The 17,113-nt window shown below is 63.4% G+C and carries 21 protein-coding genes and 1 tRNA gene; 9 read left to right on the top strand and 13 right to left on the bottom strand.

Going from position 1 to position 17,113, the window contains the following annotated elements; translation table 11 throughout:
• Window positions 1-2 precede the first annotated feature (2 nt).
• Window positions 3-335, bottom strand: a complete 333-nt coding sequence (locus tag ACFQJB_RS04105; protein ID WP_379724261.1) for a hypothetical protein — start codon at window positions 333-335, stop codon at window positions 3-5.
• Window positions 336-806: 471 nt separating this feature from the next.
• Between ACFQJB_RS04105 and ACFQJB_RS04100 the strand changes: the two genes are divergently transcribed.
• Window positions 807-1,541: a hypothetical protein gene (locus ACFQJB_RS04100; protein WP_379724258.1), complete on the top strand. Its 735-nt coding sequence runs from the start codon at window positions 807-809 to the stop codon at window positions 1,539-1,541.
• A 60-nt stretch (window positions 1,542-1,601) separates the two neighbouring features.
• Here ACFQJB_RS04100 and ACFQJB_RS04095 read toward each other — a convergent pair whose 3' ends face one another.
• From ACFQJB_RS04095 to ACFQJB_RS04085, 3 genes are all read right to left on the bottom strand, one after another.
• Window positions 1,602-2,255: a hypothetical protein gene (locus tag ACFQJB_RS04095; RefSeq protein WP_379724255.1), complete on the bottom strand. Its 654-nt coding sequence runs from the start codon at window positions 2,253-2,255 to the stop codon at window positions 1,602-1,604.
• Window positions 2,256-2,315: 60 nt separating this feature from the next.
• On the bottom strand, window positions 2,316-2,717 hold the full coding sequence (locus ACFQJB_RS04090) for an ArsR/SmtB family transcription factor (protein ID WP_379724253.1): 402 nt from the start codon (window positions 2,715-2,717) through the stop codon (window positions 2,316-2,318).
• 174 nt (window positions 2,718-2,891) lie between these two features.
• Entirely contained in the window at window positions 2,892-3,260 is a 369-nt protein-coding gene (locus tag ACFQJB_RS04085) for a winged helix-turn-helix domain-containing protein (protein ID WP_379724250.1), read from the bottom strand.
• Between the two features lie 165 nt (window positions 3,261-3,425).
• On the opposite strand from ACFQJB_RS04085, the gene ACFQJB_RS04080 reads away from it, so the two are divergent.
• Window positions 3,426-4,007 carry a response regulator transcription factor gene (locus ACFQJB_RS04080; protein ID WP_379724247.1) on the top strand — a complete coding sequence of 194 codons (582 nt, stop codon included), beginning with the start codon at window positions 3,426-3,428 and terminating at the stop codon, window positions 4,005-4,007.
• On the opposite strand, the gene ACFQJB_RS04075 is transcribed toward ACFQJB_RS04080, so the two are convergent.
• Together ACFQJB_RS04075 and ACFQJB_RS04070 are read right to left on the bottom strand one after the other, a co-directional pair.
• Complete coding sequence (locus ACFQJB_RS04075; RefSeq protein ID WP_379724244.1) at window positions 4,001-5,644, bottom strand: bacterio-opsin activator domain-containing protein; 1,644 nt, start codon at window positions 5,642-5,644, stop codon at window positions 4,001-4,003. The two genes, ACFQJB_RS04080 and ACFQJB_RS04075, sit on opposite strands and share 7 nt — an antisense overlap.
• A gap of 35 nt (window positions 5,645-5,679) precedes the next feature.
• Window positions 5,680-6,495: a sensor histidine kinase gene (locus ACFQJB_RS04070; protein ID WP_379724241.1), complete on the bottom strand. Its 816-nt coding sequence runs from the start codon at window positions 6,493-6,495 to the stop codon at window positions 5,680-5,682.
• 132 nt (window positions 6,496-6,627) lie between these two features.
• Between ACFQJB_RS04070 and ACFQJB_RS04065 the strand changes: the two genes are divergently transcribed.
• Window positions 6,628-6,981: a hypothetical protein gene (locus tag ACFQJB_RS04065; protein WP_379724238.1), complete on the top strand. Its 354-nt coding sequence runs from the start codon at window positions 6,628-6,630 to the stop codon at window positions 6,979-6,981.
• 21 nt (window positions 6,982-7,002) lie between these two features.
• Here the strand turns inward: ACFQJB_RS04065 and eif1A are convergent, their stop codons facing one another.
• Window positions 7,003-7,287 carry a translation initiation factor eIF-1A gene (eif1A, locus tag ACFQJB_RS04060; RefSeq protein ID WP_120084228.1) on the bottom strand — a complete coding sequence of 95 codons (285 nt, stop codon included), beginning with the start codon at window positions 7,285-7,287 and terminating at the stop codon, window positions 7,003-7,005.
• Window positions 7,288-7,359: 72 nt separating this feature from the next.
• Entirely contained in the window at window positions 7,360-7,497 is a 138-nt protein-coding gene (locus tag ACFQJB_RS04055) for a hypothetical protein (protein WP_165853284.1), read from the bottom strand.
• 89 nt (window positions 7,498-7,586) lie between these two features.
• Here ACFQJB_RS04055 and ACFQJB_RS04050 point away from each other — a divergent pair, with 89 nt between their 5' ends.
• Both ACFQJB_RS04050 and ACFQJB_RS04045 read left to right on the top strand, forming a co-directional pair.
• A complete protein-coding gene (locus ACFQJB_RS04050; RefSeq protein WP_379724235.1) occupies window positions 7,587-8,558 on the top strand; it encodes a hydroxyacid dehydrogenase in 972 nt (323 codons plus the stop codon).
• Window positions 8,555-9,346: an HpcH/HpaI aldolase family protein gene (locus ACFQJB_RS04045; RefSeq protein WP_379724232.1), complete on the top strand. Its 792-nt coding sequence runs from the start codon at window positions 8,555-8,557 to the stop codon at window positions 9,344-9,346. The genes ACFQJB_RS04050 and ACFQJB_RS04045 overlap by 4 nt, the downstream gene beginning before the upstream one ends.
• 66 nt (window positions 9,347-9,412) lie before the next feature.
• Here ACFQJB_RS04045 and ACFQJB_RS04040 read toward each other — a convergent pair whose 3' ends face one another.
• Window positions 9,413-10,000, bottom strand: a complete 588-nt coding sequence (locus ACFQJB_RS04040) for an archaellin/type IV pilin N-terminal domain-containing protein (protein WP_379724229.1) — start codon at window positions 9,998-10,000, stop codon at window positions 9,413-9,415.
• 152 nt (window positions 10,001-10,152) lie between these two features.
• On the opposite strand from ACFQJB_RS04040, the gene ACFQJB_RS04035 reads away from it, so the two are divergent.
• Entirely contained in the window at window positions 10,153-10,629 is a 477-nt protein-coding gene (locus ACFQJB_RS04035) for a DUF3592 domain-containing protein (RefSeq protein WP_379724227.1), read from the top strand.
• A gap of 37 nt (window positions 10,630-10,666) precedes the next feature.
• On the opposite strand, the gene ACFQJB_RS04030 is transcribed toward ACFQJB_RS04035, so the two are convergent.
• The 3 genes from ACFQJB_RS04030 to ACFQJB_RS04020 all read right to left on the bottom strand — a co-directional run bounded on the left by ACFQJB_RS04030 (window position 10,667) and on the right by ACFQJB_RS04020 (window position 15,590).
• Window positions 10,667-12,289 carry a type II secretion system F family protein gene (locus tag ACFQJB_RS04030; protein ID WP_379724224.1) on the bottom strand — a complete coding sequence of 541 codons (1,623 nt, stop codon included), beginning with the start codon at window positions 12,287-12,289 and terminating at the stop codon, window positions 10,667-10,669.
• A gap of 424 nt (window positions 12,290-12,713) precedes the next feature.
• Window positions 12,714-14,582 carry a type II/IV secretion system ATPase subunit gene (locus tag ACFQJB_RS04025; RefSeq protein ID WP_379727954.1) on the bottom strand — a complete coding sequence of 623 codons (1,869 nt, stop codon included), beginning with the start codon at window positions 14,580-14,582 and terminating at the stop codon, window positions 12,714-12,716.
• Window positions 14,583-14,789: 207 nt separating this feature from the next.
• On the bottom strand, window positions 14,790-15,590 hold the full coding sequence (locus ACFQJB_RS04020; RefSeq protein WP_379727952.1) for an HD domain-containing protein: 801 nt from the start codon (window positions 15,588-15,590) through the stop codon (window positions 14,790-14,792).
• A gap of 72 nt (window positions 15,591-15,662) precedes the next feature.
• On the opposite strand from ACFQJB_RS04020, the gene ACFQJB_RS04015 reads away from it, so the two are divergent.
• The gene (locus ACFQJB_RS04015) at window positions 15,663-16,100 is read left to right on the top strand and encodes a dCTP deaminase (RefSeq protein ID WP_379724221.1); all 438 of its coding nucleotides are present in this window, start codon (window positions 15,663-15,665) and stop codon (window positions 16,098-16,100) included.
• A 28-nt stretch (window positions 16,101-16,128) separates the two neighbouring features.
• On the opposite strand, the gene ACFQJB_RS04010 is transcribed toward ACFQJB_RS04015, so the two are convergent.
• Entirely contained in the window at window positions 16,129-16,605 is a 477-nt protein-coding gene (locus ACFQJB_RS04010) for a redoxin domain-containing protein (protein WP_379724219.1), read from the bottom strand.
• 95 nt (window positions 16,606-16,700) lie between these two features.
• On the opposite strand from ACFQJB_RS04010, the gene ACFQJB_RS04005 reads away from it, so the two are divergent.
• Together ACFQJB_RS04005 and ACFQJB_RS04000 are read left to right on the top strand one after the other, a co-directional pair.
• Window positions 16,701-16,961, top strand: coding sequence for a Sec-independent protein translocase subunit TatA/TatB (locus ACFQJB_RS04005; protein WP_379724216.1), 261 nt, complete (start codon window positions 16,701-16,703; stop codon window positions 16,959-16,961).
• Between the two features lie 38 nt (window positions 16,962-16,999).
• Window positions 17,000-17,072, top strand: a tRNA-Arg gene (locus tag ACFQJB_RS04000).
• Window positions 17,073-17,113 lie beyond the last annotated feature (41 nt).

Below are 17,113 nucleotides of genomic sequence, written 5' to 3'. Positions count from 1 at the left end.
GCTCAGTAGGCCTCGTCGACAACGCTGACGATCCCGTTGCCGGCTTCGACGAACGCGAGTGCGGTCGGCGCGTCGCCAAGGTCGCAGGTCGCCGCGGCGGCGCTGTCGGCGGTCGTTGCCGTCACGCGGTACTCGCCGGGCGCGACCGGAAGGTCAACGGTTTCGATCGTCAGTGGGTCGAGGGTGACCGTCGTCTCACAGACGGGCTGGCCGTCATCGCTGACGGTGACGTCAACCGTCACCGGGTTCGCGCCCTCGTAGTTGCGGAGGAGCAAAGCATCTGTACAGGTCGCTTCGGGGGTCGTCGACTGCTGGGTCGGGGTTGCGAGTGGCATATATCATGTATCGATCCCATGTCCCCTAAACCGACATCACGAGTTTCTGTCGCTGAAACACGCCATGGGTCGTTTTTATGTGGGAACGCATGGGTGCAGATGGAATCACCACCACACGCTGTGACCGCCACATCGTCCCCGACAACAACACCCTCTCCGCTGGTGATTCCATCCCCGTTGACGGTTCCGCCCCCGTTGTCGGCAACATCCCCGCTGACAGGATCGCCCCCACCGACACGCCGATCATCGTGCTGTCGTCCCGCCTTGCTGCTGTTCGTTCTTGCCGCCACCCTATCTTGCGGCCGCTCCATCGGGGGTGTATCGCGTCAGGTGGTGGCCGTATTTCAGTGCGTGTATCTCACCGAGATCGGGAGGCATCGACCCGGCACCGCTCGATTGCCGCGGCCAGTGTGAGGGGAACCCATACACTCATTACCGGGCCGTTGGAATGGGGAATAGACCACCCGATATATGAGCGACGCAGACCCGATTGCCCTCTCCGGCGGCGGCGTAACGGTACATAAGTCCTACCACGACGCCGCCTACCCGGAGCCAGCGATTGTGATCATCATCGAACAGTTTGAGCCTGACGCTACACAGATAACCGTCACCGAGTCGATCCCGGCGGATGTTGATGGAGCTCTCATTGAGTTCGACGCCGAGACGGCCGACCACTGGACAGCGCGAGACGACGAACTTGAACTGACGGTCTCGCTTGCTGACGGCGAGAGCATCGAAACCGCCTACGCCTACGCCGGCGGCATCGCCGACGCGCTGGAGGCGTGGCTCACACCGCCGACAGTCGTCATCGAGTTTGCGGACGGCAAAACGACCACACTGGAACCCGGCGACGCCAAGCCACCGGAGACTGTTGTTCACCTCCCGGAGGAGGTGACCGCAGCCGATACCGACAGCGCGGCTCCCGGCTACGGCGACGGGGTGGCCTACGAACCGCCGGAACCCGAAGCCGTCGAGGCCGGTGACGTCTACGGCCAAGATGAGGCCACACCCTTCGAGGATCATGCCGAGACAGCACCGGAATCGCTGTACGGCGAGATCGAAACCCGATGGTCGGAGGAGGCCTCAGTCATCGCTGCACGATCATCCTACGGTGAGGATGACGCCTACGAACCGGACGAACCGGAAGCGGTCGACGACGGCGGTCGCTACGGCGACGACGACGCGGTTGAAGACGACGAGAACTGAGGAACACAAGACGATCTGCAGCGTGGTGTTCACGGGTGATACCCGCTCGTTTTGCCGTGCTCAGCGACGAAGTGAGAGTGATCGATCACGGGTACAGACAGTGTATCCTTGGGCGGTGAGCGCAGCGTCATAATATCGCTGGGCGACCAGCCACGAGGGGAGTCCCCGAAGACCGAACCGCCGATCGCTCCGGACATCGATCTCGATGAGCGTCTCGTCGGCCTCGTCGGTCAGTGTGACGCCGTAGGTGCCCCACGGCTTGTCGCCGGCGGTTACCCGAAGTTCAAAATCGGTTTCGGCAGCCGGTGTCTCCGCAACCGTTGTCGACATTGTGATCGACCGCAACCTGAGGAGATAGCTGAGTTCGAATGTGGCACCGTCCGCAGTGGTGGTATGCTCCTCAGCGACCGCCCACTGCATGACGAGCACCGGTGGGTGGGCGCCACTGAACGCGTCTCGAACAGCGGTCGGCGTCGCCGTCGTCCGGAGGCGCGCGGTACCGCCGGTGGTGAACAACGGCACCCGAAAGACGGCAAGGACGGCCACGGCTCCAAGAAGTCCCTGCCACAACGGCAGAGAAAATATCAGTTCGGCAGCAACGAGGCCGACGAAGAGGGCTGTTGCCCAACTCGCCGCGCGTTCAACCCGGCGGTAGCGTGTGACAACGGTATCGAATTTCTCGGTGGCAGCATCACTGTCGCTCATGGAGGGCATGATCGTGGGGTCTGTGGGGAGTCACAAATCGATTCTGTTCTCGGCCACACAGTCAAAGAGTCAGGGCGAGTCTGATAGCACTGAGAGCGTGATCGGCGATGCCGGCGATGCTGTGTCGGTGGTTGCGGTAGCCGGTTGGGCTGCTGTGTCGCCGAGACTCAGTTCAAGCCCATCGATCACGACCTCGAAGGCCTGTCGGTGGTGGCCGTCAGGATCGACTGTCATCGTTGGTTCGACAACCCCGGCGGTCTCCAAGCGATCGAGGCGGCGGTAGACGGTCGGCCGGGAGATATCGGTGCGAGAAGCGATCTCCCGGGCTGGCAGCGACTCGGTGCCGAGAGCGTCGATGATCGCACGGGTGTACTCATCGCCAAGCAGCGTGAGCAACTGCTCGGGGTCGACCGAGCGGTCGTCGGGTGGAGACTCCTGGGACGGCGACAGCGTCGGTGGCGAGGTCACCATTGTAGGAATATCATCGAACGCCCGGGGCATCTATACTGGGGCTTCTATCTCTCAGGCCACAGCAGGTGAGCCTCTAGCTATACAGAAAGTCGGGCGTTGCAGGCAGAAACGATGCCAACAAGCAAGCAGACGACATCGACGGACAAAGCGTCCCGTTGATATCACACAGCGAGATCAGTCGATGCGATCGATCTCGATGCCGTCAGTCCCAAACCGGACCTGGAGGTCGTCAACAACGAGATGGTAGCGTTTGCGGTGGTGGCCATCAGGGTCGACAGCGACAGCGGCCTCGACGATCCCGGCAGCTTCAAGATCGTTGAGCCGGCGGTAGATCGTCGCCCGTGAGGCCGCCATCGACTCTACGAGCGCGGATGCTGTCGCGGGCCGATCACACAGCGATTCGAGTACCCGACGGGCGTACTCGTCGCTCAGTAGCTCAAGTACGGCATCGGGCTCAACCTCGGCGGCTGTTCGTCGCGTTTCCTCGGTGGCGGCCGCAGCGGATTGAACGACGCCCCGCTGGGAGTGCTGGGTCGTTGACATCGATAGCTACCTGTTGTGTCGGCAGCCAGCTATAGAGACCGGCTACCAGTAACAACCGCCCGGCGCACATCCCTCAGCTATCGTCACTCGACTGGCGGGAACGGCAGGATATCCTGACGTCGCCGTCCACCGGCTATTAGTACGGTGCCGTCTCACCATCAGACAATGGGTGAGGGCCTCCACGTCGACGAACCCCGGGTGCTCATGGTCGACGACGAAAAGCAGGTTGCCGACGCCTACGCGTTGCGCCTGCAGGATGTCGCCGACGTGACCGTCGCCTACGGCGGCGAGGAGGCGTTGGCGATCGTTGCTGAAGGCCGCCCACCGGATGTCGTCCTCTTGGATCGCCACATGCCGGGGTTGTCCGGCGATGAGGTGCTCGACGAACTCCGCGAGCGCGACCTGACGACGCGGGTGATCATGGTGACCGCAATCGATCCCGACCTCGGCATCGTCGAGATGCCGTTCGACGACTATCTCTCGAAGCCGGTCGACCGCGCCGATCTGTATGCGGCTGTCGACCAACAGTGTCAGGTGTTGGCCTACGAACTCCTGGGCGAGTATTTCCGGCGTGAGTCAACCCGGGCCGTCCTCGCGGCCGACGCCACCACAGCCACCGACGCCGACGAGCGACTCGCCGCGATCGAAGCCGATCTTGAAACGGCTGAAGCACGTGTTCGTGACCTACTGCCCGAGGCTGAATCATTGCTGTCGACGTTCGACGGGATCGACAGAGAGGGCTACTGATCGGCGTCGCCCGCAGGGGTCGTCGGATCGGTCGCCAGAAACGCCGCCACCAGCTTTCGCTCGGCCCGCCGAAGATGGTACAACAGCGTCGGCCCCGCGATATCGAGGCTGTCGGCAACCTCAGCGGCGGTGCTGCCTCGCGGTGATTCGAAGTAGTCAGCAAGGTAGGCCGCCCGGAGAACAGCCTGTTGGCGGTCGGTCAGCCGATCAGCCAGCTCGTTTTGGAACGCCGCGACCGACTCCGCGCTGGGTGTTGTTGCCTCCTTGGCACGGAGGTCAGTCTCGGCGACCGTCTCATCAACGGTTTCGATCAGCTGTCGGACACTTTCGGCCGGCGGCGCCTCGGCGACGATCCGCGTCGAGCCGCCGCGGTAGGTTGCCGACCGGATCGACGCCCCCCACGACGTGAGCGCGGTCACCGGTGTCTCGCCGTCGACAGTGACCTGTACCAGCGGGTCGTTGCCGGTTCGGATCCATGACACATCAGCGACCTGCTCGTAGTCGTGGAGTGTCTGTTCGATCGTCGTCGGCGTGAGCGTCCCATCGCCAGCGACGGTTTCGTCGTCGGCAGCCGCGTCGTCGGCAGCTGTGACATCGTCGTCGGGAGCAGCCTCGGCGACGCTGTCGTCCGGCGTAACGTAGCATACAACTGGGCCGTCGCCGCGGGGGACAGCCCCCACCAGCGAGAACGTCGTGTCGGTTGCGGCAGCGGCCTGATCGAGGGGGATCGAGTCACCGGAGACCGAGAGCGTCACCTCGGTGACGGTGTCGGCGACGAGCAGATCCTCCTGTCGGATCGCCCGGATCGCAAAGCCGGCGACGCGGCCGAGCGTTTCGAGGCCGGCGCGCTCCTGTTCGCTGAATCCCTCGGCCTGGCTGGCATACACCGAGACGACGCCGTAGACCGTCTCTTGATACTGTAGTGGCACCGCCAGACAGGACTGCAAGCCGCTGGCGAACGCCGCCTGCCGAACCGCTCGCGGAACCGACGCGTCGTCGGCGAAGGCATCGATCACCTGCGTCTCGCCGGTGTCGACAGCGCGTTGCCCCGGGAGGCTGTCGGGTTCGCCGAGGGCAGTATCGATCCGGTCGCGAAGCTCCGGGGCGGTTCCCGCGTCGGCAACAACCTGAAGACTATCTGTCTGGAACGCCCGGTCGCCAACCCAGACGAAATCGTATCGGTCGGCCCCACCAAGGCGGTCACAGACCGAGGTTGCAATCTCCTCGCGGTCAGCCGCGCCAAGCACCTGCTGGAGCACGCGGACGATCAGCGCGTCAATTCGCTGGACGCGATCGAGCCGCCGGTCGAGACGGTCGACGCGTTGCTGGAGTTCGTGGGTCTCGGTTGTCTCACGCACGAACAGCCGAAGGCCATCGTCGACCTGCACGTCGACAGCAAGCCAGCGATCGATGCGGGGGTAATACTCCTCGAAGTCGGTCGGCGATGGCTCGTCGTCGAGGGCCTCGCTGAGATGGTCGGTGGCGGCGGTCGGAAACCCGGCCGACAGCGACTCGCCGATGACGGCGTCGGGCTCGGACTCGATTAGCGTTGCTGCCCGCTCGTTGATCGCGGTGATCTCGCCGTCGCGTGTCGCCTCGATCACACCGATCGGGGCGGTCGCCAATGCCTCATTCATACGGACGGGGGCTGTCGGCTGTACAACGTGTAGGCTCATGTGGTTGACGGCTCACGTGGATGGAACTCGAAGCGCGCACCGCCGGCGTCGCTCTCGGTCAGGGATATCTCCCACTCGTGGGCGTCGGCGATCTCCTCGACGATCGTCAGCCCCAGCCCGGTGGTGCGGCCGCTATCGTCGCGGACATAGCCGGAGTCAAAGACCTGCTGGCGGTCGGCGACCGGAATCCCAACCCCATCGTCGGCGACAAAGAACCCGTCACCATCGCGGCCGACTGTGACGGTAAGGGCGTCGTTGGTATCATCGCTGGACTGCGATCGGGTGGTCGTTGACCCGTGTTCCACACTGTTGCGAAACAGATTTTCAAACAGTCGTTGGAGGCGGTCGCGGTCGGCCGCAAGCGTCGGCAGGTCATCGACGACCGACAGCGACGCGGTCTCGGTATCAACGGTCGCCCATGCGTCGACGGCGACAGCCCCGAGATCGACGCCAGCGACCGGGGCGAGGGCGTCTTCGCCGCGGGCGAGCGTGAGCACGTCCTGAATGATGCGTTCCATGCGGTCGTGCGCCGCGGCCAACTGCTCGAAATGTTCGGGGGTGCCCGTCTCACGAGCGGCCTGGAGATGGGCGTCGGCGACATCCAGCGGGTTTCGGAGGTCGTGGCTGATGACGCTGGCCAGCCGGTCAACCTTGACCGTACACGACGAGTCAGCGGGGGTCAACAGCGTGTACACCGGTCGGTCGGCCGACACCTCGATCGGCTGGAGTCGGTAGCAGGTCGGCTCAGAGTCACCCGGCGGTGTGAGCCGAAGGGTGGTATCGGTGTCGCGATCACCCCGAAGGACAGCCACGGCCGCCTCAGTGTCAGCCGCTGTCGACGCGGCGTGGTTGGCAACCCACGCGGTAGTTGGCGTGCCGACGGCGTCACCAAAGGTTGCTTCGAAGGCGTCGTTACCGGTCGTGATGGTGGCCTCGGCGGCCTGGTGGTCGACGCCGACGACAGGAACCGGGAGCGCGTCCGGGGGATCGATGTCGACTCGGGGACATCAGTGGACTCGTCCATACCAACCAGCGACGCTGACGGTCAACTGGCGGGTGGTGTGGCTGCACGCCGACGTGCATGGTACTGGACAGTGGGTCGTACAACTGCATACCCCGTCGTGATCGTTCCCTGCTGTAAGCCTCACCCTCTAGTAATCGTCACTACAGACCCAAAGGTCGATGAGAGAGCCACAATCGCGAGCGACCCCGCGGGTCAGCTGAAGAACGCAATGCGTCGCTATACAGCGAGGGTGACGCCGCAGTCGGTGCTCAGCGACGCTGGCAACGATCGCTGACGGGCGGGAAAATCTGTGGTGTTAGTCGATGTGGCCTTCGCGGCGGAGTTGGTCGGCGTCTTGGCTGTCGTAGCGCCACTCCACGTCGGCCTTCTCGTCTTGCCAATCCCACGGTTCGATGAGGACGATGTCGTCCTCGTTGATCCACGTGCGGAACCGCATCCGGCCGGGGATGCGGCCCATCCGCTCTTTACCGTCGTTGCAGCGCAGCCGAACGCGGCCCCCACCGAGCATATCGGTGACGACCGCGAACATCTCGTTTTCGTCGGGCATCCGGAGGTCGTTCCGCCCTGATTCTTCTGACACACCATTCTGGGGCTCCGAAGCCAGTTAAATCGTGGCATCTTCCCGCCGCAGGCATGCACGTTGGTGACAGCCTCACACCGTGTCGCTGTCCAGTCGCTGAAACAGCCATCGCAACACGAGATAACCGATAAGCCCACCACCAAAGAGCACAACGGGGATCACAAACGGCCCAACAAGATTGATCAGCGTTGTCAGTGGGCCAAGTGCCATACTACACCCTCAGGGGCCGTGCCCGTAAATCTCTCGACACGGGGTCACAAACAGGGTATACTTTTCCACCTTCGCGTCGAACAGCCGCTATGACAGACTCGTGGCACGTATTGTTGCCGCCGGCGATCGATCCAGCAGGCCCGGCTGCAATCAGCGATTTTGCTGAGTGTACCGGGATGGACGAGTACGAGAGCGTCGACGACGCCATGGCTGATATCGATCGCTATGATGCGGTGATCGTCCGTGTTGCACCCATCGACGCTGACGTGCTTGACCGCGCCGACCGACTGAAAGTGATCGCCAAACACGGCACCGGCCTCGATAACGTCGATATCGACGCCGCCAGCGACCGCGACATCGTCGTCTGCAACACCCCCGGCGTCAACGCCCGCTCGGTTGCCGAACACGCCATCGCGCTGCTGTTCGGCGTCCAGCGAAACCTCCATACAGCCGACAAACACGTCCGCGCTGGCGGCTGGGAGCGCAACACCTACCGCGGCCACGAACTCGACGGCGACACCCTCGGGCTGATGGGCTTTGGATCGATCGCCAGAGAGACCGCCCGATTGGCCGAAGGGATCGGGCTCGATATCATCACCTACGACCCACATCACGACGAGTCGATCCGCGACGGCGTCGTCCGCGTCACAACGCTGACCGAACTGTTCGAGCGCTCTGACGCTGTCAGCCTCCACGTCCCGCTGACCGACGGCACCCGCAACGCGGTCTCAACCGAGCAACTCGACGCCCTCGGCGAAACCGGCGTCGTCATCAACACAGCCCGTGGCGGCGTCATCGACGAGGACGCACTGGTTGAGGCGCTTGACCGCAACGCCATCGGCGGGGCTGGCCTCGATACGTTCCAGAGCGAACCGCCGGGGGCTGACCACCCCCTGTGTGCACACGACAGCGTCCTGTTGACCCCACATATCGGTGGGGTCACCGTCGAAGCCCTCCGACGGATGAGCGAGGGCGCGGCCGCCAATGTCCGAACGGTCTATGAGGGTGGTATTCCCGAATCAACGGTTAACCGTGAGGCGATCGAGGGGGCAATCCAATGACACACAACGCGATCCGTCGCGCCGTCGAGAACGACGAGGCCGTCTTCGGGGCGAGCGCGGCGACCTTTTCGCCGACGATGATCGAGATCTTCGGCGATCTTGGCCTCGATTTCGTCTGGCTGGATCTCGAACACGGCGGGCCGAGCCCGTACGACAGCACCGCGCTCGAAGAACTCACGCGGGCCGCCGACGTGGTCGACATCGAACTGCTCGTGCGGATTCCGATGCCCGAGCCCTCCATCGTCCGCAAGGTCGTCGACGCCGGCGTTCGAACCGTGTTGATCCCGCGGATCGAAACAGCCGATGAACTTCGGCCAGCCGTCGAGGCTGCCTACTTCTCCTACGATGGCGAAGTCGGCGACCGCGGCGTCGGCATCGGCCGCGGCAGCCGGTGGGCCGGCTACGCCGACAGCCACGTTGGCGACGCTGATGAGGACGTCCTCGTCGGCACGATGATCGAAAACGAACGCGCCCTCGACAATCTTGAGTCGATTCTCTCAGTCCCGCAGCTCGGCTTCGCGTTCCTCGGCCCGGCGGATATGGAGATGTCGATGTCCGGCGGCGACCCGCTCGCGAAGCATCCCGACGCGATTGCGGAGGGCATCGATGACACGCTGGACGCCTGTCTCGATGCCGGCGTCCCTGCAGGGCGAATCCTCAACGATCCGGCGGCTGCGGCCAACGCCGTCGACGACGGGTTTCAGATCGTCCGCATCGGCGACGATATCGGTGCGGTGCGGCAGGTGCTGGGTGAGCGACTGGCGACGGTCACGGCAGGCGACGACTGAGCGGCGCGCAGAGGTTCCGAGCCCGTCGGCAACGCCGGGTGTGTGAGAGCGGCTGCGCAGATGCACTCAGAGTCTAACGGCTCTGTCGTTGGGATCAGCCGGCGGAACCGTGTGCTGGACGTGGGTTGTGGCACCGCTCGGGGTTGTCAGCGTGACGGCGACCTCCTCGCCTCGCCGAAGCGGTTCTAACGCTGTCGTATCGCCATCAAGCGGGATGATGAGCTTTGATCGGTCGCCCGGATCGCTGAGGACATTGTCGTCGGTGTCCCCTTGGAGCGGTTCAACGCGGAACGTTGGCCCGGTGCCGGTAGCACCGTCGCTGACGAGGGTTGTCGCTCGATCAGGGCTCTGGAACTGCACCGTCGTGTTGTCGAGATCGATCGCTGTTGCATCGGGGGCTGGCCCGACGATGAGCTCCAGCTGTTGGAGCTCAGTCTCAGCGCTGTCGCTGTCGACGACGCCGATCGAGTATGCGACCTCAAGCCGGTCGCTGACTTCCGCTGTACTGCTCTCACTCGTCTCCTCGGATTGGAACTGCAGAAACCCCGCTGTGTTGGTGACGACCCCGGCGGCTGCCCCCGCGACGAGCACCACCGAGATGAAGACGATGAGTGTACCTGTCCCTACTTGTCCGCGCGAGCCAGTGCTGAACATGGTAGCCGCTATTTCAACATTGTGATTGCAGTAATATAAGTGTACGTGTGCCACGAGCGCACCTGGCGCTGTGGGGCCGCTCCGCCGATCTTGCAACCGGTGTCACCAGTGTGCGATCCGGTTTTTAAGTAGTCTGATGGTCTAGATGTGGTATGAGTAGTGCAAGCCTCGGGCTGGTTGATATCCTCGCCGTCATCGCCGTTGGTGGCGGCGTGGTGCTCACCGGGATCGGCCTGCGGCGATACCGGCAGTTGCGGGCGATCAATCGGCGAGCCGTCGAGACAACCGGGACGATACACCAGTCGGAAATACAGGTGGTCAGGGGATCCGCTGGCTCACACGACTATGTACCTGTCGTCGACTACGAGTACCGGACACCGACAGAACGGCGCGACGGCAGCACCGTCTATCCCGGGAAGAGCCGTTTTGCCAAACTGTTCGGGACAGAAGCCGCCGCCGAGACAGCGATCGCCGACTACGAGCCAGGCACGCAAACAACCGTCTACTACGATCCGGATGATCCGACACATTCGTTTCTCATCGCCGATCCGCAGACAGCCACAGCCATCACCAAGGTTGTACTCGGGATCACCATCCTGCTGGGTGGAGTGTTGCTCACCACGCTGTAGCGCGTCAGGCCAGCAGCACCCGGATCAGACACCCAACTCAGATGAACCACCAAGCGACCTGCGAGATCGCCAACAGCACCGCGACATGTTTGATGCCGGCTCGCAGCGCGCCTTCACCGAGCCGACCAGCGACCAGCCCGGAACAGATCGCTTGAATCATCGTGACCTGCATGAGGAGCGTCTCATACGCACCGACGGCAGGCGTGACACCGCCAACACGAGCCATGCCGGTTCCGGGAACGCCAGTGGTCGACAGCCCGCCGATCGGCCCGGTGGCAGCGGCCTCGACTGCGGGGAAAAACGACGCCGACAGAGCGGCGATGATCCCGAGAAAGACGAGAAAGGCGACGTAGATCACGACAAGATACGTTGCCATCGCCCGTCGGCGACGAGCGGCGAGTCGCTGGCTGGCCCGGAGTTCCGCGGCGGCGATGGCGGCGACCGGGCCGATCCGGTTGCTGGCGCGTAGGGCGTTAGTGACCAACGCGACAGCACCGGTGACTGGCGGTGATCGAACACGGGAGGCCAGCCGCCGGAACGCGTTTGTCACGTCGGCTCCCCACCGAACATCACGTCGAACCCGAGCAAGCGGCGCCGAGAGCGCGCCGAGGTCACCGTCGGCCACCCGGTCGAGGCCATCGACGACCGAAAGGCCAGCCTCGTTGACGCTGGCGAGCCGGTCGAGAAACACCGGGACTGCGGCCGCGAGTCGGCGACGGCGGGCGGCACCAACCTCGTAGGCGACCGCGTAGCTGCTACAGATGCCGACCAGTGCAATCGAAAGCGGGCGGGTGGCTGGTGAGAGCGTCGCCATCGAGAGCCGCGATGGCTCGATGGCGAGGCAAATCCACCCCACCCCGAGTGGTACAGTCACCAGCAGCGTCAACCACGGGTTAGCAGCGAGCATTGCGGTAGGCTGTCGCAGCCAGCGACGGCACCACGACAGTCGATCCGCGATCCGAAGCATCGATCGCTGGGGGCTCCAGTCCCGGCAGGAGGCCGTCGGCTGGATCGTGGCGTGATCACCAGGAGGGGCGACAGATCGGTAGGAAGGCTGCCCGTCGCTGTGTGTCGCGACGGGGAGCCGATGGCTTGCAAGCAGCCGATCAAGCCCAAGAAGAACGCCACCTGTCCCGATCGGAAGAAGGCCGAAGATGACCACGCGCAACACCGGGAGTGTGTCTGTGACAACCAAACCAACGACTGTCAGCGTCGTCACCACGAACAGCGGCCCGACGACCAACCCTGTCACATAGCCCTCGGCGGCGGTCGAAAGCCGATCGAGAAAGCCCTGCTGGCTGTCGACGGCAGCCTCACGGTATCGCTCATGCTGTTGTTGGAGGTAGTCGTCGATCGGTTGCCCGCTGTCGACAGCCGCGGCGAGATCCGAGGCGAACTCCGCGAACTCAGTCGAGGGTGTGCGGTCGCTCGTCGTCTCAAGGGCGGTGATCACGTCTGCCCCAAACTGATCGATCTCACGGACGGTCACACCGATGGCGACGGCAGTCTCGCCGTAGACGTTCCGGTGGGCAGCCACCGTCCGCAACACCGCCGGCAATGGCATCCCACTTCGGGCGAGTGCGTACATGCACGCGACAGCCCGCGGCAGCGTCCGGTCGATCCGTCGCTCGCGGGCGGCCACGCGCCGATCGATCAGCACCCACCGAAATCGGTAGGTCGCTGCTGTGACTGCGACGGCGACGAGAGTGCTACAGCCAGCCGCGAAAGCGGCCGCCGGTGCCGGTGAAAGCGTGAGCGTATCGATGCCGATTCGGCAGTGAGCTGTGTCACCACTGCGGGCTCGGCTCGGAGATGGAAGATCGTCACGAGTGTGAGCACTCCGGCAGCGACGCCGGCAATGATAGCGGACAGTACGGTTCGGGCGGCGATAAGCTCAGGTGGGTCGGCAGCATGGATTGCAGCCAGCTGTGTGTTGCGCTCACGCCGGCCAGACGCTGGAACCAGCGGGCGACACCACGCGAGTGCGATTGCATCAACGCCACAGCGCAGTCGAGCCCCGATCGATCGGATGGTCGCAATACGGCTGAGCCAGCGATGATAGTCGATCAATCGGGTAGGAAACATCATCGATATGATAAAATCTCCGTGATCGTCGAGACAGCATCGGTGCGCTGGTCGACGGTGTCATCGTCCGATACCGATCCATGAGCAGCAGTTCCGGTCGACGACGAGCCATCATCAGCGAACCCACCCGGCGGCACCACGGTTGCGGATTGGCTGTCGGTCGTCATCGCGGACGCTGTCTGGTCAGCCTGGTGATCGGCGTCAGCAGCGTCGGCGTCGTAGGCGCGGAGGTGTGCGGTGAACTCGCGGTAGTCGGTCACCCCGCGCTCCAACAGCGTGTTGAGGAACTGTTCGCGGGCGGCAAGCTCCGCTTGCAGATCGCCGGGATCCCAGCCGCGTTCGGCCCGAATTGATTCCAACACCTCGCTGTGTGATCGGCTGAAACTGTCGCTTTGGGGCTGCCACGAGACGGGTTCGGCGTAATCAAGATCGCCCGTCCGGTCGTCGATGCCGCGAATCTCGCCGATCCCGTCAACCCGCCGGACACGCTGGCCTCCAAGTCGTCGCTGGGTTTGGACGGCACACAGATCCAGTGACTCGACCATCGTCCGCGGGAGGCCGATCGGCTCGTTTTCCAGCCGAGTGACGGCTGTCTCGATGGAGTCGGCGTGAATCGTCGACAGCGTCGTGTGGCCGGTGTTCATCGCCTGGAACAGCGTTTCGGCCTCCTCGCCGCGTACCTCGCCGACCAAGAGGTACTCCGGGCGATGCCGGAGGGCCGACCGCAGGAGATCGTACATATCGATGGCGGCACCCTCGGTTAGTTGCTCTCGGGTGACCGCCGCCAGCCAGTTGTCGTGGGCGAGGGTGAGCTCGCGGGTGTCCTCGATGGTGACGACCTTCGCGCCCGGCGGCACGAACATCGATAGCGCGTTCAGCGTGGTGGTTTTGCCCGCGGCGGTGCCACCAGCCACCAGCAGACTCTTGTTGTGCTCGATACAGAGCCAGCAGTAGGCCAACCCCGCAGCGTCGAACGTTCCACGCTCAATGAGATCGATCGGTGTGAGCGGGTCGGCGGCGTACTGCCGGATGGTAAACGCCGACCCGTGTGGCGTGACCTCCTCGCCGAGGCTGAGTTCCGCCCGCGAGCCGTCCGGCAGCGTCGCCTCGATGAGTGGGTCGCCAACGCTGATATGGCGGCCGGCTTGTTGGGCCAGTCGGACGACAAAATCGTCGAGTGCGGCCGACTCAAAGGCGACGTTGGTTTCGAGGTCGGTGTAGGTCTCGTGGTAGATGAACACAGGATGATCGGGGCCATCACAGGAGATATCCTCGATGTGGTCGTCCTGTAACAACGGATCAAGTCGGCCATAGCCGCGAAAATCGCGGTGCAGATAATACCACAACGCGTGAAATGTCCGGGCGTCGACAGTGATCCCATATCGCTCGATCAGCCCAGCAAGTTCGGTACGCAGTCGCTCGGCGGCGGGGTCGGCATCGTCGTCGCCCCCGTCAGCAACGCGATCAACAGCGCTCTCAGCGACTGCATCGTCACTGTCGCCATCCGTGTCGGCAGCCTCCTCAATGAAGGCTGCATCGATATCGTTGTCGTCGTTCGATTTCTCAGTAGGGGTGGCCGTCGATCCGATGTCGTGATCGGCCCTCGTCTCATCACTGCCGTCGGTCGCGACGTTGGCTGGTGGTTCGTTTTTAGCGTCGTCGTCGACATCGTAGATCAGCGGCGCGCGGATGTCACGGCGGACGCGATCAAGCAGGTCGACCTCAAAGGCATCGAGATCCGGCTCAACTGCGTAGTACGATCGGTCGCCATCGGCGTCGTGTTCGGTGATGACAACGAAGGCGAACGGTCGGTTCACCCAGTAGCGGTCAAGTTCCTGCTCGCCGTCGGGAACGGTAAACGTCGCCAGCGGGTCGTCGACCGCGGGATCGTAGGGGCAGCGGTCGAATGTTGAGCCACGAAGTGCGCGGATGACCTGACGCAGGCGAGCCAGCAGATCAGCAGCGATCGACTCGTCGTGGGCTGCCGTGTCAGCATCGATCGGTTCGGGGCGGTCGGGGGCGACATGGAGCACTGTGCCGCTGTGGCCGCCGCTTCCGATTTAAATTCTCGCCGGCTACAGTTCGATCCGCTCGACCAGCCCGTCGTCGCCTTTCGTGTTGACTGCGATGATGCGAACCTGCTCTTCAAGACGGGAGTTTGCAAGCTTTGCTTTCAGGAGATTATCGACCTGATAGACGCCGGCAGCGTTGTTCATCTCGATTTCGACCAGAACAGGGGTGTCGTCGCCGGCTTTGAGTCGCACATCCTCGATGGCCTGACTGGAGAGGGTGTTGATTCCGCGGCCGCCGTGTTCGTAGGGGATCCGTGAGCGACCCCGTTCCATATCGAGGCCGTCAGCGATCCGGATGATCCCCGCCTCGGTAGTCAGTGGCGTCTCCTCGGTGTGATGACAGAGAATCGCATGCAGCACCTCGCTTTTGAGCCGAACCGCGGTTTCGGTGTCGTAGCGGTCGCCGAGCAGTCGATCAAGGAGGTCGGCCGCGAGCGGAATCGAGTAGTAAGAGTGCTCCTCGCGGTGGACAACGTGGCCGATGTCGTGGAGCGTGGCGGCCAAGACGAGGATCACGGGCTCGAATCGCTCGTCGAGGCCCTGTTGGCTCGCGCCGTTGAACGTCACATCGGCCTGTTTCAACAGCGTATACAGCCCAAGAGCGCGGTTGCGGACGATCTCGATGTGTTTCGGGCCGTGATCGCTGTAGCCCATCCGGTCGACGGCGGTGACGTTTTGGGCGTCAAGATAGGTTGTGATCTCGGGATCGCTGGTGAGTACCGGCAAGATATCATTGAGTGCTGCGTCAGGAAACGGGTGGTCGGCGTCGGGATCGTACGCCGAGATCCCATCGGATGATCGCATGTAGGTGGCGTAGCCGCCCGGCAGTGAAAAACCCACACCACTGCTTTACTGTCGGGTGCTGTATAGCGACATATGCCGACCACGGATCTCACCGCCTTTGTCGACGGCATCGTCCATGAACCAACACAGACCGAGGGCCAAGGGCTCGATCTCACCGTCAACGAGATATACGAGATCACAGTACCGGGCCGTGTCGATTTCGGCGGCGGCGAGTTAGAATCGGCTGACGTCGAGCCCCACGCCTCTGGCAAACGCAATCCCGATGACGATTACGAGTGGTGGACACTCGACGCTGGCCAGTATCTCATCGAGTACAACGAGACGCTGTCACCGCCCGAAGACGTGTTCCTCGTTGTCCAGACGCGCGACGAGCTCCTGACGCGCGGTGCGTTCCACCCGACGCGTCACACACAGGCACTCCGGCGGGTTCCCCTCAGCGTCGGCGGTGCCGGACTCAAACTCAAGGAAAACGCTCGGGTGTCGACGATCCGCCGCGCCGAGCGGCCGTGAGCGGTCGTCGTGCCGCGGCGGCTTCGGCTCAGGCCAGCGATTCGACAGCCTCTGCGACGGCATCGTAGTCGGGTTCTTCACCGGGATTGTCCGCGCGCCATGCGTAGCGGACAGTTCCATCTGCGTCGATGACGAAAACGGCTCGTTGGGCGACCGTGGTGAGATTGATGTGTTCCCACTCGTCGACGACATCGTAGGCGTCGATGATCGCCCCGTCGTTGTCGCTGACGAGATCAAAACCAAGGTCGTGTTCAGCCCGGAATCGGCTGAGCGCGTATGGAAGGTCGGTGCTGATACCGAAGACGCGGGCGTTGAGGTCGCTAAACGCGCTTAATTCGTCGCGGAACGTACACAGCTCCTCGGTACAGGTCGTCGAAAACGCCGCCGGGAAGAAGGCGAGGACGACCGGGCCGGTGCCGCGGCGGTTCGACAGCCGGAACGGTTCGGTCTCCGCGCCGACCAGTGGGGCCGCAAAATCGGGTGCATCGTCGCCAACGGTGAGCATACCGTCTCAACACGGCGGTTTGCGTTGAAGATTACGGTTGGCGGCGCGGTAGACGGAGCAAAAGGCCTATATTCGACACCGGAGTAGCCGAACCCATGAGTGGTCTGCTTCCGCTGTTTGGTCCGGTCGGCCCAGAGATGCTCATCATCCTGCTCGTGCTCGTGTTGCTGTTCGGCGCGAACAAGATCCCAAAGCTTGCCCGCTCGACGGGTGAAGCGATGGGCGAATTCAAAAAGGGTCGTGAGGAAATCGAGAAGGAACTGAACGAGGCCGCTGATACAGAGGCCGATCCGGTTGAGGACGTCTCGGAACTCGACGACGAAGAGCTCGAAACGGAACGCGAACCAACGAACTGAGCCGCTTCGAGTTGCCGACCGCGAACCTGATTTTTCTGGGGCATGTGGCCTAGTGGACAAGGCGAGTGGTTCCTAACCGCTCGATCGTGGGTTCGAATCCCACCGTGCCCGTCATCTGTGAGCGTACGCGAGCAGTAGCAGCATAGCGAAAC

This window comes from Halonotius sp. GCM10025705, from assembly GCF_042662885.1.
GTDB lineage: Archaea > Halobacteriota > Halobacteria > Halobacteriales > Haloferacaceae > Halonotius > Halonotius aquaticus.
Note: the sequence above shows the minus strand (reverse complement) of the source record. Positions and strands in the feature narration are given on the sequence as shown.

What these genes read in the sequence shown, in the direction of transcription:
- ACFQJB_RS04105 (WP_379724261.1), bottom strand. Translation starts at nt 335, where the DNA reads ATGCCACTCGCAACCCCGACCCAGCAGTCGACGACCCCCGAAGCGACC.
- ACFQJB_RS04100 (WP_379724258.1), top strand. Translation starts at nt 807, where the DNA reads ATGAGCGACGCAGACCCGATTGCCCTCTCCGGCGGCGGCGTAACGGTA.
- ACFQJB_RS04095 (WP_379724255.1), bottom strand. Translation starts at nt 2,255, where the DNA reads ATGCCCTCCATGAGCGACAGTGATGCTGCCACCGAGAAATTCGATACC.
- ACFQJB_RS04090 (WP_379724253.1), bottom strand. Translation starts at nt 2,717, where the DNA reads ATGGTGACCTCGCCACCGACGCTGTCGCCGTCCCAGGAGTCTCCACCC.
- ACFQJB_RS04085 (WP_379724250.1), bottom strand. Translation starts at nt 3,260, where the DNA reads ATGTCAACGACCCAGCACTCCCAGCGGGGCGTCGTTCAATCCGCTGCG.
- ACFQJB_RS04080 (WP_379724247.1), top strand. Translation starts at nt 3,426, where the DNA reads ATGGGTGAGGGCCTCCACGTCGACGAACCCCGGGTGCTCATGGTCGAC.
- ACFQJB_RS04075 (WP_379724244.1), bottom strand. Translation starts at nt 5,644, where the DNA reads ATGAATGAGGCATTGGCGACCGCCCCGATCGGTGTGATCGAGGCGACA.
- ACFQJB_RS04055 (WP_165853284.1), bottom strand. Translation starts at nt 7,497, where the DNA reads ATGGCACTTGGCCCACTGACAACGCTGATCAATCTTGTTGGGCCGTTT.
- ACFQJB_RS04050 (WP_379724235.1), top strand. Translation starts at nt 7,587, where the DNA reads ATGACAGACTCGTGGCACGTATTGTTGCCGCCGGCGATCGATCCAGCA.
- ACFQJB_RS04045 (WP_379724232.1), top strand. Translation starts at nt 8,555, where the DNA reads ATGACACACAACGCGATCCGTCGCGCCGTCGAGAACGACGAGGCCGTC.
- ACFQJB_RS04040 (WP_379724229.1), bottom strand. Translation starts at nt 10,000, where the DNA reads ATGTTCAGCACTGGCTCGCGCGGACAAGTAGGGACAGGTACACTCATC.
- ACFQJB_RS04035 (WP_379724227.1), top strand. Translation starts at nt 10,153, where the DNA reads ATGAGTAGTGCAAGCCTCGGGCTGGTTGATATCCTCGCCGTCATCGCC.
- ACFQJB_RS04020 (WP_379727952.1), bottom strand. Translation starts at nt 15,590, where the DNA reads ATGCGATCATCCGATGGGATCTCGGCGTACGATCCCGACGCCGACCAC.
- ACFQJB_RS04015 (WP_379724221.1), top strand. Translation starts at nt 15,663, where the DNA reads ATGCCGACCACGGATCTCACCGCCTTTGTCGACGGCATCGTCCATGAA.
- ACFQJB_RS04010 (WP_379724219.1), bottom strand. Translation starts at nt 16,605, where the DNA reads ATGCTCACCGTTGGCGACGATGCACCCGATTTTGCGGCCCCACTGGTC.
- ACFQJB_RS04005 (WP_379724216.1), top strand. Translation starts at nt 16,701, where the DNA reads ATGAGTGGTCTGCTTCCGCTGTTTGGTCCGGTCGGCCCAGAGATGCTC.